The organism is Mycobacterium bourgelatii (assembly GCF_010723575.1).
GTDB classification, from domain to species: domain Bacteria; phylum Actinomycetota; class Actinomycetes; order Mycobacteriales; family Mycobacteriaceae; genus Mycobacterium; species Mycobacterium bourgelatii.
In genome coordinates this window covers 999,509-1,015,241 of the sequence record NZ_BLKZ01000001.1, presented here as the reverse complement: position 1 = coordinate 1,015,241, position 15,733 = coordinate 999,509, and the positions used below count along the sequence as shown (strand labels likewise).

General features: G+C 67.1%; 14 protein-coding genes and 1 pseudogene. 10 read left to right on the top strand and 5 right to left on the bottom strand.

Annotation, left to right across the window (positions count from 1 at the left end):
- Positions 1-139: 139 nt before the first annotated feature.
- The 8 genes and pseudogenes from G6N68_RS04595 (at position 140) to G6N68_RS04560 (ending at position 7,106) form a co-directional block, all read left to right on the top strand.
- The gene (locus tag G6N68_RS04595) at positions 140-1,780 is read left to right on the top strand and encodes an acyl-CoA carboxylase subunit beta (protein ID WP_163708463.1); all 1,641 of its coding nucleotides are present in this window, start codon (positions 140-142) and stop codon (positions 1,778-1,780) included.
- A 50-nt stretch (positions 1,781-1,830) separates the two neighbouring features.
- Positions 1,831-2,037 (top strand): annotated as a pseudogene (locus G6N68_RS04590) (acyl-CoA carboxylase subunit epsilon); the annotation flags it as partial.
- Positions 2,034-2,687 (top strand): Maf family protein, encoded by a 654-nt coding sequence (locus G6N68_RS04585; RefSeq protein WP_163708457.1) that lies wholly within the window; start codon positions 2,034-2,036, stop codon positions 2,685-2,687. The pseudogene G6N68_RS04590 and the gene G6N68_RS04585, both read left to right, overlap by 4 nt.
- Positions 2,684-3,172, top strand: coding sequence for a pyridoxamine 5'-phosphate oxidase family protein (locus tag G6N68_RS04580; protein ID WP_163708454.1), 489 nt, complete (start codon positions 2,684-2,686; stop codon positions 3,170-3,172). Before G6N68_RS04585 ends, G6N68_RS04580 begins: the two co-directional genes overlap by 4 nt.
- 45 nt (positions 3,173-3,217) lie before the next feature.
- A complete protein-coding gene (locus tag G6N68_RS04575; protein WP_163708450.1) occupies positions 3,218-4,108 on the top strand; it encodes a sulfurtransferase in 891 nt (296 codons plus the stop codon).
- Entirely contained in the window at positions 4,108-4,527 is a 420-nt protein-coding gene (locus G6N68_RS04570; RefSeq protein ID WP_163708448.1) for a SufE family protein, read from the top strand. Before G6N68_RS04575 ends, G6N68_RS04570 begins: the two co-directional genes overlap by 1 nt.
- Positions 4,528-4,631: 104 nt before the next feature.
- Positions 4,632-6,431, top strand: a complete 1,800-nt coding sequence (locus G6N68_RS04565; RefSeq protein WP_163708445.1) for an acetyl/propionyl/methylcrotonyl-CoA carboxylase subunit alpha — start codon at positions 4,632-4,634, stop codon at positions 6,429-6,431.
- Positions 6,432-6,689: 258 nt separating this feature from the next.
- Positions 6,690-7,106: an STAS domain-containing protein gene (locus G6N68_RS04560; RefSeq protein WP_163708443.1), complete on the top strand. Its 417-nt coding sequence runs from the start codon at positions 6,690-6,692 to the stop codon at positions 7,104-7,106.
- Here G6N68_RS04560 and G6N68_RS04555 read toward each other — a convergent pair.
- From G6N68_RS04555 to G6N68_RS04535, 5 genes are all read right to left on the bottom strand, one after another.
- Positions 7,069-7,857, bottom strand: coding sequence for an RNA polymerase sigma factor SigF (locus G6N68_RS04555; protein ID WP_163708440.1), 789 nt, complete (start codon positions 7,855-7,857; stop codon positions 7,069-7,071). The two genes, G6N68_RS04560 and G6N68_RS04555, sit on opposite strands and share 38 nt — an antisense overlap.
- Before the next feature lie 7 nt (positions 7,858-7,864).
- Positions 7,865-8,302 carry an anti-sigma factor gene (locus G6N68_RS04550; RefSeq protein WP_163718164.1) on the bottom strand — a complete coding sequence of 146 codons (438 nt, stop codon included), beginning with the start codon at positions 8,300-8,302 and terminating at the stop codon, positions 7,865-7,867.
- A 299-nt stretch (positions 8,303-8,601) separates the two neighbouring features.
- Complete coding sequence (gene usfY / locus G6N68_RS04545) at positions 8,602-8,919, bottom strand: protein UsfY (RefSeq protein WP_163708437.1); 318 nt, start codon at positions 8,917-8,919, stop codon at positions 8,602-8,604.
- Positions 8,920-9,042: 123 nt separating this feature from the next.
- Positions 9,043-9,396, bottom strand: coding sequence for a hypothetical protein (locus G6N68_RS04540; protein WP_371871534.1), 354 nt, complete (start codon positions 9,394-9,396; stop codon positions 9,043-9,045).
- 144 nt (positions 9,397-9,540) lie between these two features.
- Complete coding sequence (locus tag G6N68_RS04535) at positions 9,541-9,924, bottom strand: hypothetical protein (RefSeq protein ID WP_163708431.1); 384 nt, start codon at positions 9,922-9,924, stop codon at positions 9,541-9,543.
- A gap of 495 nt (positions 9,925-10,419) precedes the next feature.
- Between G6N68_RS04535 and G6N68_RS04530 the strand changes: the two genes are divergently transcribed.
- Both G6N68_RS04530 and G6N68_RS04525 read left to right on the top strand, forming a co-directional pair.
- The gene (locus G6N68_RS04530) at positions 10,420-11,097 is read left to right on the top strand and encodes a TetR/AcrR family transcriptional regulator (protein ID WP_163708429.1); all 678 of its coding nucleotides are present in this window, start codon (positions 10,420-10,422) and stop codon (positions 11,095-11,097) included.
- Between the two features lie 64 nt (positions 11,098-11,161).
- Positions 11,162-15,733 (top strand): ATP-dependent helicase, encoded by a 4,572-nt coding sequence (locus G6N68_RS04525; protein WP_163718163.1) that lies wholly within the window; start codon positions 11,162-11,164, stop codon positions 15,731-15,733.

Genomic DNA, 15,733 nt, shown 5'->3' with positions numbered 1-15,733 from the left:
CGGCCCCGACGGCGAGGGCGCTCCGCGCGTCGACTCCTCGCCCCGCATGGGCGACTTCCGGCGATGCTAAGACGATTACTAAGGGCTGCATAAGGACCGGCATGGGGCCCGGTCGGGGCTGCCGATAGCATCGTCACCTATGACTAGCGTTACCGACCACACCGCAGAGCCGGCTGCCGAGCACAAGATCGACATCCACACCACCGCGGGCAAGCTGGCCGAGTTGCACCGGCGTCGGGAAGAGTCGCTGCACCCCGTCGGCGAGGAGGCCGTCGAGAAGGTACACGCCAAGGGCAAGCTGACTGCCCGGGAGCGCATCTACGCGCTCCTCGACGAGGACTCGTTCGTGGAATTGGACGCGCTGGCCAAGCACCGCAGCACCAACTTCGGGTTGGACAAGAACCGCCCGCTCGGTGACGGCGTGGTGACCGGCTACGGCACCATCGACGGGCGCGACGTGTGCATCTTCAGCCAGGACGCCACCGTGTTCGGCGGCAGCCTCGGCGAGGTCTACGGCGAAAAGATCGTCAAGGTGCAGGAGTTGGCGATCAAGACCGGCCGACCGCTCATCGGCATCAACGACGGCGCCGGCGCGCGTATCCAGGAGGGTGTCGTTTCGCTGGGTCTGTACAGCCGCATCTTCCGCAACAACATCCTGGCCTCCGGCGTCGTCCCGCAGATCTCGCTGATCATGGGCGCCGCCGCCGGTGGGCACGTCTACTCCCCCGCCCTGACCGACTTCGTGATCATGGTCGACCAAACGAGCCAGATGTTCATCACCGGACCAGACGTCATCAAGACCGTCACCGGTGAGGACGTCACCATGGAAGAACTCGGCGGCGCCCACACCCACATGGCCCGCTCGGGCACCGCGCACTACGTCGCGTCCGGCGAACAGGACGCCTTCGACTACGTCCGCGACCTACTCAGCTACCTGCCGCCGAACAACGCGACCGACGCGCCGCGCTACCAGGCCACCGAGCCCGTCGGGGCCATCGAGGAGAACCTCACCGACGAGGACCTCGAGTTGGACACGCTGATTCCGGACTCACCGAACCAGCCCTACGACATGCACGAGGTGATCACGCGCGTCCTCGACGAGGACGAGTTCCTCGAAATCCAAGCCGGTTACGCCCAGAACATCGTTGTCGGGTTCGGTCGGATCGAGGGCCGGCCGGTCGGGATCGTCGCAAACCAGCCCACCCACTTCGCGGGCTGCCTGGACATCGACGCCTCCGAGAAGGCGGCACGCTTCGTGCGGACCTGCGACTGCTTCAACATCCCGATCGTCATGTTCGTCGACGTTCCCGGCTTCCTGCCCGGAACCGGCCAGGAGTACAACGGCATCATCCGGCGCGGCGCCAAGCTGCTGTTCGCATACGGCGAGGCCACCGTCCCGAAGATCACCGTCATCACCCGCAAGGCCTACGGCGGCGCGTACTGCGTCATGGGTTCCAAGGACATGGGCTGCGACGTCAACCTGGCCTGGCCGACGGCCCAGATCGCCGTGATGGGCGCCTCCGGCGCGGTCGGCTTCGTCTACCGCCAGCAACTGAAGGAGGCGGCCGCCAAGGGCGAGGACGTCGATGCGCTTCGGTTGAAGCTGCAGCAGGAGTACGAGGACACGCTGGTCAACCCCTACGTGGCCGCCGAACGTGGTTACGTTGACGCGGTGATCCCGCCGTCGCATACCCGCGGCTACATCGGCACCTCACTGCGCCTGTTGGAACGCAAGATCGCTCAGTTGCCGCCCAAGAAGCACGGGAACATTCCGCTATGACCGACGCAGCAGCAGCCGCCGCCGAAAAGCCGGCGGAAGCAGGGCAGCACCACGAGCCGCACGTTGAGATCCTCAAGGGCCACCCCACCGATCAGGAGCTGGCCGCGCTGGTGGCCGTGCTGGGCAGCATCGGCGGTCCGCCGCCGCCCCCGCCACCCGAGCCCAGCCGGTGGGGCCTGCCGGTCGACAAACTGCGTTACCCCGTCTTCAGTTGGCAGCGCATCACCCTGCAGGAAATGACGCACATGCGCCGATGACCCGGCTGGTGCTCGGGTCGTCGTCGAGCGGCCGGCTCAAGGTCCTGCGCCAGGCCGGCGTCGACCCACTGGTCGTGGTTTCCGGCGTGGACGAGGACGCAGTCATCGCCGGGCTTGGTTCCGATGCCGATCCCGACGAGGTGGTGTGCGCGCTCGCCCGCGCCAAGGCCGAACACGTGACGACCCTGCTATCCGGGGCGTATCCCGATGTCGCCGCGAATTGCCTTGTGGTGGGCTGCGATTCGATGCTCTACCTGGACGGCGGTCTCTGCGGCAAGCCGGCGTCGGTGGACGATGCGCGCCGGCAGTGGCGGTCGATGGCCGGCCACATCGGCGAGCTGCACACCGGTCACTGCCTAATCTTGTTGCAAGACAATGCAATAGTCAGTCAAGTAGCCGAAACAGCAGTTACCCGAGTTCATTTCGGCATACCATCGGACACCGACCTGGAGGCATATCTGGCCAGCGGGGAGTCGTTGGGGGTGGCCGGCGGCTTCACCCTGGATGGCCTGTCCGGTTGGTTCATCGACGGTGTGGAGGGTGACCCGTCCAACGTGATCGGCCTGAGCCTGCCGCTGATCCGCACGCTCGCGCAGCGGATGGGCGTGTCGGTCGCTGCCCTCTGGGCGGCGAACGCGGTCGCGTCGTGACCGGCTGGACGGAGTTCACCGGGCAGGCGCCGCGGATCGCGGCCATCTTTCTGCGTCGCCACCGCGCCACCGGAAACCTCTGCCTGCTGGCCACCATTCGATCCGACGGGTTCCCGCGCATCAGCCCACTGGAGCCGCTGATCTTCGAAGACCAGCTGTGGTTACCGGGCATGCCCCACACCACCAAGTTCGCCGACCTCGCCCGCGACCCGCGCTTCTGCCTGCACACCGCAACCGCGGACCCCAAGGTGACCGACGGCGACGCGAAACTGTGGGGGCTGGCCCACGACGTCACCGACGCGGCGCTGCGGCGACGCTTCGCCGAGAACCTTTACGCCGAAACCGGATTCGATCTGCGCAACGAGGAATTCGGCTTTTTCTCAACCGAGCTCACCGGCGCCTCGGCGGTCGAGGTCGGAGACGATCACCTCGACATCACCATCTGGAATCCCGGCCAGCCGGAACGCGTTGTACGCAAGCACTGAACGGCCGTCGATTCCCGAGCGGTACCGGCTGAGTAGGCTTGGGACGTGCCACTTCCCGCGGACCCGAGCCCAACCCTGTCGGAATACGCCCACCCGGAACGGCTGGTGACGGCTGACTGGCTGTCAGCCAACATCGGCGCGTCCGGCCTGGCGATCGTCGAATCCGACGAGGACGTCTTGCTGTACGACGTCGGCCACATACCCGGCGCCGTCAAAATGGACTGGCATACCGACCTCAACGACCCACGTGTGCGCGACTACATCAACGGCGCGCAGTTCGCCGAACTGATGGACCGCAAGGGCATTTCCCGCGACGACACCGTGGTGATCTACGGCGACAAGAGCAACTGGTGGGCGGCCTATGCGCTGTGGGTCTTCACCTTGTTCGGCCACCCCGACGTGCGGCTGCTCAACGGTGGTCGTGACCTGTGGTTGGCGGAGCGCCGCGATACCACGTTGGAGGTGCCCACCAAGACCTCGACCGGCTATCCCGTCGTCGCCCGCAACGACGCCCCCATTCGCGCGTTCAAGGACGACGTGCTGGCCATCCTCGGCGAGGAGCCCCTGATCGACGTGCGGTCCCCCGACGAGTACACCGGCAAACGGACGCACATGCCCGACTATCCCGAGGAGGGGGCGCTGCGCGCCGGCCACATCCCGACCGCGGTGTCGATTCCGTGGGGCAAGGCGGTGGACGAGACCGGCCGGTTCCGCAGCCGTCAGGAACTCGAGGAGCTCTACGGCTTCCTGTCGCCCGAAGACAAGACGGTCGTCTACTGCCGGATCGGCGAACGGTCCAGCCACACCTGGTTCGTGCTCACACATCTGCTGGGCAAGCCCGACGTACGCAACTACGACGGCTCGTGGACCGAATGGGGTAACACCGTGCGGGTGCCGATCGTGGCGGGCGCCGAACCGGGAGCCGTACCCGGCTGATGAGCATGCCCGCGCCGCTGGCCGAGGTGCTGTCCGACTTCGCCGAAGTCCAAGGGCAGGACAAGTTGCAGCTGTTGTTGGAATTTGCCAACGACCTCCCACCGCTTCCGGCGCATCTGGAAGAGGCGGCGATGGAGCCGGTGCCGGAGTGCCAATCACCGCTGTTCCTGCACGTCGACGCGAAGGACCCGGACCGGGTGCGGTTGTATTTCAGCGCGCCCGCCGAGGCGCCGACCACCCGGGGCTTCGCCTCCATCCTGGCTACCGGCCTCGACCAGCAACCCGCCGCCGAAATCCTGGCGGTGCCCGACGATTTCTACACCGAGCTGGGTTTGGCCGCTCTGATCAGCCCACTGCGACTGCGGGGGATGTCGGCGATGCTGGCTCGGATCAAGCGGCGGTTGCGCGAAGCCGCCTGAAGGGGGAACCGCGTGACCGCGCCGTGGGCGCGACGCATAAACTCCCCGAGAAGGCTTGTAAGAAATTCTCTTAAAGACGCAGACGTCCAGCTACAGGAGGCGCAGTGGGTAGTCACGCCAGCTCGAGGATCTCAAAGGTTCTCGTGGCCAACCGCGGCGAGATCGCAGTCCGAGTGATCCGGGCGGCCCGCGACGCCGGCCTGGCGAGCGTGGCCGTCTACGCCGAACCGGACGCGGAAGCACCGCACGTCAGCCTCGCTGACGAGGCGTTCGCCCTGGGCGGCCAGACCTCCGCCGAGTCCTACCTGGACTTCGGCAAGATCCTGGATGCGGCCGCCAAGTCCGGCGCCAACGCCATCCACCCCGGTTACGGCTTCCTGTCCGAGAACGCCGACTTCGCCCAGGCGGTGATCGACGCCGGCCTGATCTGGATCGGGCCCAGCCCGCAGTCGATCCGCGATCTGGGCGACAAGGTGACCGCGCGCCACATCGCCGCCCGCGCCCAGGCCCCGCTGGTGCCCGGCACCGCCGACCCGGTCAAGGACGCCGACGAGGTGGTGGCCTTCGCCAAGGAGTACGGGGTGCCGATCGCCATCAAGGCGGCTTTCGGCGGCGGCGGCCGCGGCATGAAAGTGGCCCGCACCCTGGAAGAGATCCCCGAGCTGTTCGAGTCGGCCACCCGCGAGGCTGTCGCCGCGTTCGGCCGCGGCGAGTGCTTCGTGGAGCGCTACCTGGACAAGCCCCGCCACGTCGAGGCCCAGGTGATCGCCGACCAGCACGGCAACGTCGTCGTCGCCGGCACCCGCGACTGCTCGCTGCAGCGCCGCTTCCAAAAGCTCGTCGAGGAGGGTCCCGCGCCGTTCTTGACCGACGCGCAGCGCAAGGAGATCCACGAGTCGGCCAAGCGGATCGTCAAAGAGGCGCACTACTACGGCGCCGGCACCGTTGAATACCTGGTGGGCCAGGACGGGCTGATCTCGTTCCTGGAGGTCAACACCCGCCTGCAGGTCGAGCACCCCGTCACCGAGGAAACCGCGGGCATCGACCTGGTGCTGCAGCAATTCAAGATCGCCAACGGCGAGAAGCTTGACATCACCGAGGACCCCACGCCTCGCGGCCACGCCATCGAGTTCCGGATCAACGGCGAGGACGCCGGCCGCGGCTTCCTGCCGGCGCCTGGCCCGGTGACCAAGTTCCACCCGCCGAGCGGCCCCGGCGTCCGCCTGGACTCCGGTGTGGAGAGCGGCTCGGTGATCAGCGGCAATTTCGACTCGATGCTGGCCAAGCTGATCGTGTACGGCGCCGACCGCAACGAGGCGCTGGCACGCGCCCGTCGCGCACTGGACGAATTCCAGGTCGAAGGCCTGGCCACCGTCATCCCATTCCACCGCGCCATCGTGTCCGACCCGGCGTTTATCGGCGACGACAACGGCTTCAGCGTGCACACCCGCTGGATCGAGACCGAGTGGAACAACACCGTCGAGCCGTTCACCGGCGGTGAAGTTCCCGACGAGGAAGACGCCCGGCCACGGCAGAAGGTGGTCGTCGAGGTGGACGGGCGCCGCGTCGAGGTCTCGCTGCCGGCCGACTTTGGCGGGCTGGCGGGCGGACCCAGCACCGACGCCGTCGGTGCCGTCCGGCGCAAGCCCAAGCCGCGCAAGCGTGGTGCCCATGGCGGCGCCACCGCCTCCGGTGACGCGGTGACCGCGCCCATGCAGGGCACCGTGGTGAAAGTGGCCGTCGAAGAAGGCCAGGAGGTCACCACGGGCGATCTGGTGGTGGTCCTAGAGGCGATGAAGATGGAGAACCCGGTCACCGCGCACAAGGACGGTGTGATCACCGGCCTGGCGGTCGAACCGGGTGCGGCCATCACCCAGGGCACCGTGATCGCCGAGATCAAATAGCGTCGCAACGGCTCGACGAGCCGTGGCGATTGTTTAGCCGCGCTGGGCGCTTTTAGCGCACTGTTCGGGTCAAGGGTGTCTTATTGGTCCCTGTGCGGGTAGGGTCAGAAGAAGGTTGAGTTCACAGCCGCCCGGACTCACGTCTTACATCTGCTCAGGCCGCACAGGGGCCATGAATTTCCCCATTCTCTAGAAGCGGTCGTTCGTTGCATTGCCGTGGTCCGCAGCATTTATTTGCTAGACGACTGAGGAGTCAACATGTCCGTTTCCCAAGCTTGGCAAAAGAGCGGCACCGCAGAGTTCACGGCTCGGTGGGGTCCGTCGACCGGTGTCATCATCGCCGACGGCGAACTCGACGCGGCGAACGCCGACCTGCTCGCCGAATTCGTGCATCGCTGCAGTCAGCACCGCGATCGCCTCGTCCTGGACCTGCGTGGCCTGGAATTCATTGGTACGGCCGGGTTTTCGGCTCTGCACCGGATCAATGTCGCGTGCTCGGAAGCCCAGGCGGACTGGTCGATGATTCCCAGCGCGGCGGTGACGCGATTGCTGCAAATCTGCGATCCGGACGGTTCGCTACCGATCCTGCGTCTGGATGGCGACGCGGCCGGGGAGTTGGACGGCGTGCAGCCCGGGCCTATTGCAGCTGGTCCCGAAGTCGCGCTAGCGACTTAGCCAGTAGGCGGGATACGTGCATCTGAGAGATGCCGACCCGCTCGGCGATCTGGGTCTGCGTCATCGACTCGAAAAACCGCAGGACTAAAACCATTCGTTCCCGCTCGGGTAACGCCTCGAGCAGGGGCCGAAGGGCCTCCCGGTTCTCGATCTGATCCAAGCCGGTGTCGACGTCGCCCAGGGTGTCCGCGATGGCGCGGGCGTCGTCGTCTTCGTTGCCGCCGCCGCTGTCGATGGACAAGGTGTTGTACGAACTGCCGGCCACCAGGCCTTCCACCACTTCTTCCCGGTCCATCCCGAGTTCGGCGGCGAGTTCGGTGGCGGTCGGCGCACGGCCCAGCCGCTGCGACAGATCCGCGGTGGCGGTGCCGAGTCGCAGGTGCAACTCCTTGAGACGCCGGGGCACTTTGACCGACCAGCTGTTGTCCCGGAAGTGCCGCCGGACCTCGCCCATGATGGTGGGCACGGCGAAGGAAACGAAATCCGACCCCGTCTCGACGTCGAACCGGACTACGGCGTTGACCAGTCCTACACGCGCGACCTGGACGAGGTCGTCTCGCGGCTCGCCACGGCCTTCGAACCGCCGCGCGATGTGATCGGCCAATGGCAGGCATCGTTCCACGATTTTGTCCCGGTGCCGCTGGAACTCCGCGCTATCGGAACCAAAAGTGGCCAGCTCACGAAACATGTCTGGCACATCGGCGTATTCGTTAGGTCGGGATTCAGAACCGCCGGCAGCACGCGCTGTCACCTGGTCGTCACCTGCTGGGGGCCGCCCGCCGGGCCGTCAACGAGATACCGAAGACGCTCCCGGTTGCATCGGGCTGCCGACCGTCGTGGAAAGTCTGGACGTCATCGGCCAGCGAGGTTAGGACGTGCCAACTGAAGCTCCCCGGTGCCACCACGTCGTGGGTGTCGCACGCTGCGGAAGCCTCCACCACGAGCTCGTCATCACGCGGGTCGACGACGAGGTTGAGGGTGGCGCCGGGCGTGGCCGAACGGATCAGCCGCGTACACACTTCGTCCACCGCCAGCCTCAGGTCCGCGACGGCGTCGAAATCCAGGTCTTCGAAAGTGCCGATGGCACCGACCAGCGTACGCAGCATCGCCAGGTTCTCCAGGCGTGCAGCAACATTGAACTCAACGGCGCGTAGCCCCCGTTGGCGCCCATTGTTACGCGGATCCGCATCGGTCATCTGGCCTCCCGGCAGTATTTGGGCGACAACACTCCCGCCTTCAATCCCGGCTTCGACCTCTTGATCCAGCCGGTTGTTCATGATTGCCACCGGGTATTCAACCAGCTAACGGCCAGGTAGACACGACCGACACAAAGATCGCGGGGACAACAGGCTAACGCAGACATGCCGGTGCTCATCATGGTGACCTCTTAATACCCCATCACCGGGGTGGGCGAAACCAGGTTTGCCCGCTGAGTTTCGGCGAGGTGTGCAGGCATGCACCGACGTGATACGGGGCAGGCCAAGTAGCTCGCCAATTAGCTCGACGTAGCGCGTTGGCGTGGCCGACTATCGGGGTGGGCGGCATAAAACCGCTCCTCGATGCGGCCGACGCGACGGTTCTCTACGGCGAACCACAGCGCACCGGCGATCAATCCCAGCACGGCGATCACTATCGTCGTAGCGAGCCACTCGTAGTGCCGGTAGCCTGCGGCTACCGCAGTGCTGATCATGCCGAACGCCGATACAGCAAACAAAATCAAGCCCGGCCAGAAGAAATTGTCCTTCATGACGAGGCCGGCGTGCGGCAGCGTGGTGCGCAAGTAATCCGTCGGATCGTGATGCGTATCGCCCATCACGTCTCCTCTCCTACGGGACGAGACAATTGAAATGCTACCTACTTCGGGGGTACCAGCGAAATCCCGAATGTGCACGTGCCGGCGGGCGGTGCCGAATAACGCACACGCGCACACTTTGTGTCACACCGAGGCGGCGTCCTGGCGATCGAACAGGTCGGGCAGGGAAATCGCACCAATCGTCGTGACAAGCCAGACCATCACGGTGGTGGCCACCCACGAGGGGAAGCCGCCGATGCTGACCCCGTCGGTCAATTCAGCCGCGAGAACCAGGGCGAGGAGGGTCAATGCCAGGCCGCTCCCGCCCAGCAGTAGGGATGCGTATTCATGCGGCAACTTCAAGATCAAGAACGACAGCAGCGCCTGCGTGACCGAGAACAACACCAGCGCGACGATGAACCCCGACGCCGACAACGAAACTCTGGGAACAATCCACGCCGCCAGCATTAGTCCGATCGCCCACACAATTAGAAGCACAGCTAAGCGTACGAGAATTTGCCTCATGCAATAAGCGTAGGACTTTGAAGTATGGCTGTGAAGAACGCGAGTTGTCCGATCAAAGCGCAATATCCGAAATTGGGCGCGCAATGCGACGCGGGCCGACTCAATCGCGGGCCTGACTCAAAGGGCCGGGAAGGGTCCGGCGATCGACGGGAAGCCCATGGACGCGGTCAGCATCGCCAAGCCCAACAGGAACCAACCCGCTCCGTGCCAGCCCCACCAGGTGCGTTCCTCGCGCCGCGCCAGGTAGGTGCGCAGGAACGCCCACAGTCCGCCGCCCAACAGGATCAGCGGTCCACCGAGCGCCAACGCGGTTCGTTGGGGTACGCCGCACGCCACGGTGTCCACCGTCGTGCCAGGACAGGTGCTCACCCACAGGGCGGCCAAGACGACGAAGCCCAGGCCGGCAAGTATGGCCAGCACTGCAAGCCGGATCGCGGCGTGGACCTCACCGTCCTCCAACCCCAGTCGATCACCCGGTGATCGCTCGCGCGCCTCCTGCATCGAAGCCCCTCTGTCGCGTGGTCCGCAGGCTGCGGATCAATAAGTACGTCGCGCGGGCCGCCTGGTTAGTTACACCCGGCGGCCACTTTTGTGTCCAATACCCTGCGCGATGGCTGGTAAAACCGCATTTTGGCCTCGCCGCAGCGCGCGACCCACCAATGCGCACGGCCAATGCGCACCACCAATGCCCCTACTAATGCGACCACCAATTCGATGGCAACCGTGCGAGCGCGTATTGCGTTGAGTCGACGGCGGTTCGATGGCCGTACCAAAATGCCGGCGAGGCGGCGCCGACGTCCGCGGCCGATCCTGGCCGTGCTTATCAGGCGCTTTACATGCGTTCAATAACGTTGGGCCGCCGAAGGTTTCATCGGCACGCGCTCGACCAGCGCCGATATCGCGTGCTCGAACGCCCCGCCGTCGCCGCGGAAGAAAGTTCGGCGAAAAAACTCGTTTCGCCTGAGCGCTTAAACGACATGAGTAGTATCGGTGCTTATGGCGACAGCCAGAAGGCGGTTATCCCCGGAGGATCGACGCGCTGAACTGCTCGCCCTGGGGGCGGAAGTTTTCGGGAAGCGACCTTACGACGAGGTTCGGATCGACGAGATTGCCGAACGCGCCGGGGTGTCGCGCGCGCTGATGTACCACTATTTCCCCGACAAGCGGTCGTTCTTCGCCGCGGTCGTGAAGGACGAGGCCGATCGGCTGTACGCAGCCACCAACACCGAGCCCGCGCCCGGCATGACGATGTTCGAAGAAATCCGCACCGGCGTGCTGGCCTACATGGCCTACCACCAACAGAACCCCGAGGCGGCCTGGGCCGCCTACGTGGGCCTGGGTCGGTCGGACCCGGTTCTGCTTGGCATCGACGACGAGGCCAAGGACCGCCAGATGGAACACATCATGAGCCGCATCGGCGAGGTCGTGAGCGGAATGCCGGACACGAGCGCGCTGGACGCCGAAATCGAGCGCGACCTGAGGGTGATCATCTACGGCTGGATCGCGTTCACGTTCGAAATCTGTCGCCAGCGGATCATGGACCCGACGACCGACGCCGACATGCTCGCCGATGCCTGCGCGCACATGCTGCTCGACGCCATCGCCCGGGTGCCCAACATCCCGGGCAAACTGGCCGACGCCATGAAGACCGCCCGCGACCTGCCGCAACGGTAACTTGTCGGTACCTGTTGGCACGATGGGTTAGGTGAGCCCCGCGCACGCCGAACCGGCCCCTTCTCTGGCAGCATTGGATCGCTTCAGTGCGATCACCAGGGACTGGTTTTCCAGCACGTTCGCCGCGCCGACCACCGCGCAGGCGAGCGCCTGGAACGCCATCGCCGACGGCGACGACACGCTGGTCATCGCGCCTACCGGCTCCGGCAAGACGCTCGCCGCCTTCCTGTGGGCTTTGGACAACCTGGCCGCCCAGGCCGGCACGGCCGCCGACCGGCCGGTGGGCACCCGCGTCCTTTACGTATCTCCGCTAAAAGCGCTCGCGGTCGACGTCGAACGCAACCTACGCACCCCGTTGGCCGGGCTGACCCGGCTGGCCGAACGCCGGGGGCTGCCCGTCCCGAGCATCAGCGTCGGGGTCCGGTCCGGCGACACTCCCCCGACGCTGCGCCGTCAGCTCATCGCCCGACCACCGGACGTGCTGATCACTACGCCGGAGTCGCTGTTCCTGATGCTGACGTCGGCGGCCCGCGAGACGCTGGCCGACGTGCAGACCGTCATTGTCGACGAGATCCACGCCGTGGCCGCCACCAAGCGCGGCGCGCATCTGGCCCTGTCACTGGAACGGCTCGACGAACTGTGCGGCACGGCGCGCCCACAGCGCATCGGGCTGTCGGCCACCGTGCGGCCGCCCGAGGAACTCGCCCGGTTCCTGTCCGGGGTAAACCCCGCCGCCCGGACCACCGTGGTGGCTCCGCCGTCGAGCAAGACCGTCGAACTGTCCGTGCAAGTTCCCGTGCCGGACATGGCCAATTTGGAGAAAAACACCATCTGGCCCGATGTCGAGGCACGGCTGGTCGATCTCATCGAAGCGCACAATTCCACCATCGTGTTCGCCAACTCACGGCGGTTGGCCGAGCGACTTACCGCGCGCCTCAACGAGATTCACGCGGAGCGGTCGGGAGTGGAACTGCCTTCCGCCGGCAACCCCCAGGTCGCGGGCGGGGCACCCGCCTACGTGATGGCGAGCGGCCAGACTTTCGGCGCTCCCCCACTACTGGCCCGCGCGCACCACGGGTCGGTCAGCAAGGAGCAACGAGCCATCGTCGAAGAAGACCTCAAACGCGGTCAGCTCAAGGCGGTGGTGGCGACGTCGAGCCTGGAGCTCGGCATCGACATGGGCGCGGTCGACCTCGTGATCCAGGTGGAGGCGCCCCCATCGGTGGCCAGTGGCCTGCAACGCATCGGGCGGGCCGGCCACCAGGTCGGCGAAATCTCGCGCGGGGTCCTGTTCCCCAAGCACCGCACCGACCTGATCGGCTGCGCGGTGAGTGTGCAACGCATGCTCAGCGGCCAGATCGAGACCATGCGGGTGCCCGCCAACCCGCTCGACATCCTGGCGCAGCACACGGTGGCCGCGGCCGCCTTGGAGCCGCTGAACGCCGACGCGTGGTTCGACACCGTGCGACGCAGCGCGCCCTTCGCGACGCTGCCACGCAGCGTGTTCGAGGCCACCCTGGATTTGCTGTCCGGCAAGTACCCGTCCACCGAATTCGCCGAATTGCGACCACGTTTGGTCTACGACCGTGACACCGGCACGTTGACCGCACGGCCCGGCGCGCAACGGCTGGCCGTCACCTCCGGCGGCGCCATTCCCGACCGCGGGCTGTTCACCGTCTACCTCGCCTCTGACTCTGAAAAGCCCTCGCGGGTAGGCGAACTCGATGAAGAGATGGTCTACGAATCGCGCCCGGGCGACGTCATCTCGCTGGGCGCCACCAGCTGGCGGATCGTCGAGATCACCCACGACCGGGTGCTCGTCGTGCCCGCCCCTGGACAGCCGGCCCGGCTGCCGTTCTGGCGCGGCGACGACGTCGGCCGCCCCGCCGAACTCGGCGCCGCCCTCGGCGCGCTGACTGGTGAGCTGGCCGGTCTGGATCGCGAATCCTTCGACAAGCGTTGTGCCGAACTGGGATTCGACGCCTACGCGATCGACAACCTCTGGGTGCTGCTGGACGACCAGCGCACCGCCACCGGTGTGGTGCCCACCGACACCACCCTGCTGGTCGAGCGGTTCCGCGACGAGCTCGGCGACTGGCGGGTGGTCCTGCATTCGCCCTACGGCCTGCGCGTGCACGGGCCGCTCGCGCTTGCTGTGGGCCGCCGACTGCGCGAACGTTACGACCTCGACGAGAAACCAACCGCCTCCGATGACGGCATCGTGGTGCGGTTGCCGGACACCGGAGACGACACGCCGCCCGGCGCCGAACTGTTCGTCTTCGACGCCGACGAGATCGACCCGATAGTCACCGCCGAAGTGGGCGCCTCGGCGCTGTTCGCCTCGCGCTTCCGGGAATCCGCGGCCCGCGCCCTGTTGCTGCCGCGCCGCCATCCCGGTCGGCGCTCTCCGCTGTGGCATCAGCGGCAGCGCGCCGCTCAGCTGCTCGAGGTCGCCCGCAAGTATCCCGATTTCCCGATCGTGCTGGAAACCGTCCGCGAGTGCCTGCAGGACGTCTATGACGTCCCCACGCTGACCGGGTTGATGACCGCGATCGCCCAGCGGCGGATACGGGTGATCGAGACCGAGACCGCCAAGCCCTCCCCCTTTGCCGCGTCGCTGATGTTCGGCTACGTCGGCGCGTTCATGTACGAGGGCGACATCCCGCTGGCCGAACGACGCGCCGCGGCACTCTCGCTCGACAGCACGCTGCTGGCCGAACTGCTCGGCCGCGTCGAACTGCGCGAGCTGCTTGATCCCGAAGTCATTGCGGCGACCGGTCGCCAGCTGCAGCATCTCTCCGACGACCGACGCGCCCGCGACGCCGAGGGAGTCGCCGACCTGCTGCGGTTGCTCGGTCCGCTCACCGAAGACGAGGTCGCCGAGCGGTCGAGCGTGTCTTCGCCCAACACCGATGTCGGCGGCTGGCTCGAAGGTCTGCGCGCCGCCCGACGCGCGCTGACGTTGTCGTTCGCCGGCCGCACCTGGTGGGTGGCGGTCGAGGACATCGGCCGGCTGCGCGACGGTGTCGGCGCCGCCGTTCCGGTGGGTCTACCGGCCAGCTTCACCGAGGCGGTGGCCGATCCGCTGGGCGAACTCCTCGGCCGTTACGCCCGCACGCACACCCCGTTCACCACCGCCGAGGCCGCCGCTCGGTTCGGATTGGGGCTGCGGGTCACCGCCGATGTCCTGGGCCGGCTGGCCAGCGACGGCCGGTTGGTGCGCGGCGACTTCGTCGTGGCCGAACCGGTTGGCGGAGCGGGTTCCCAGCAGTGGTGCGACGCCGACGTTTTGCGCATTCTGCGCCGACGTTCGCTGGCGGCGTTGCGCGCTCAGGTCGAGCCCGTCAGCACCGCCGCCTACGGGCGGTTCTTGCCGGCCTGGCACGAAGTGGGCACGTCCGGCTCGGCCGGCGCATCGGGCGTCGACCGGCTGCTGTCGGTGGTCGACCAGCTCGCCGGGGTTCGGATACCGGCCTCAGCGCTGGAACCGCTGGTGCTGGCCCCACGCATCCCCGGCTACTCGCCGGCGATGCTCGACGAACTGCTGGCCACCGGCGAGGTCACCTGGGCCGGTGCCGGGTCGATCTCGGGCAGCGACGGCTGGATCACGCTGCACCCGGCCGAGGTGGCGCCCTTCACGCTGGCCCCACCCGCCGAGATTGACCTCACCGACGCCCACCGGGCGATCCTGGACAGCCTGGCCAACGGTGGCGCTTACTTCTTCCGCCAGCTCATGGCCACCGGGTTGCCCGAATCGGAGCTGAAAGCCGCACTGTGGGAACTGATTTGGGCGGGCTGGGTCACCGGTGACACCTTCGCGCCGGTACGCGCGGTGCTCGGCGGCGGGCAGGGCCCCCGAAAGCGGTCGGCGCCCGCACACCGGGCACACCGCCCCCCGCGGCTGAGCCGGTACAGCGTCGCGCATGCGGCCACCCGCGCAGCCGACCCGACCGTTGCGGGCCGATGGTCGGCGCTGCCGTCGCCCGAGCCGGACTCCACGCTGCGCGCACATCACCAGGTGGAGGTGCTGCTGAACCGCCACGGCGTGCTGACCAAGGGCGCCGTCGCCGCCGAGGGCATCCCCGGCGGATTCGCCACGGTCTACAAGGTCCTGAGCGCGTTCGAAGAGGCCGGCAAGTGCCAGCGGGGGTACTTCGTCGAGTCACTGGGCGGCGCACAGTTCGCCGTCGCCTCGACCGTCGACCGGTTGCGCAGCTACCTCGACAGTGTCGACCCCGAACGCCCGGAATACCGCGCGGTGGTGCTGGCCGCCGCCGACCCGGCCAATCCCTACGGGGCCGCCCTGCCCTGGCCCACCATCGACGACCACGCCGGCGCCCGGCCGGGTCGCAAGGCGGGAGCGCTGGTGGTCCTGGTGGACGGCGTGCTCGCCTGGTTCCTCGAACGGGGCGGACGATCGATGCTCACCTTCACCGACGATCCCGCAGCCAACGGCGCCGCCGCCCTGGGACTCGCCGAGTTGGTCACCGCCCGGCGAGTGGCGTCGATCCTGGTCGAACGGGTCAATGGGGTGCCGGTGCTATCCCCCGACGCGTCCGAGCGCGTGACGAGCGCGCTGACCGGCCTCGTGGACGCCGGCTTCTCACGCACGCCACGCGGGCTGCGGCTACGGTAG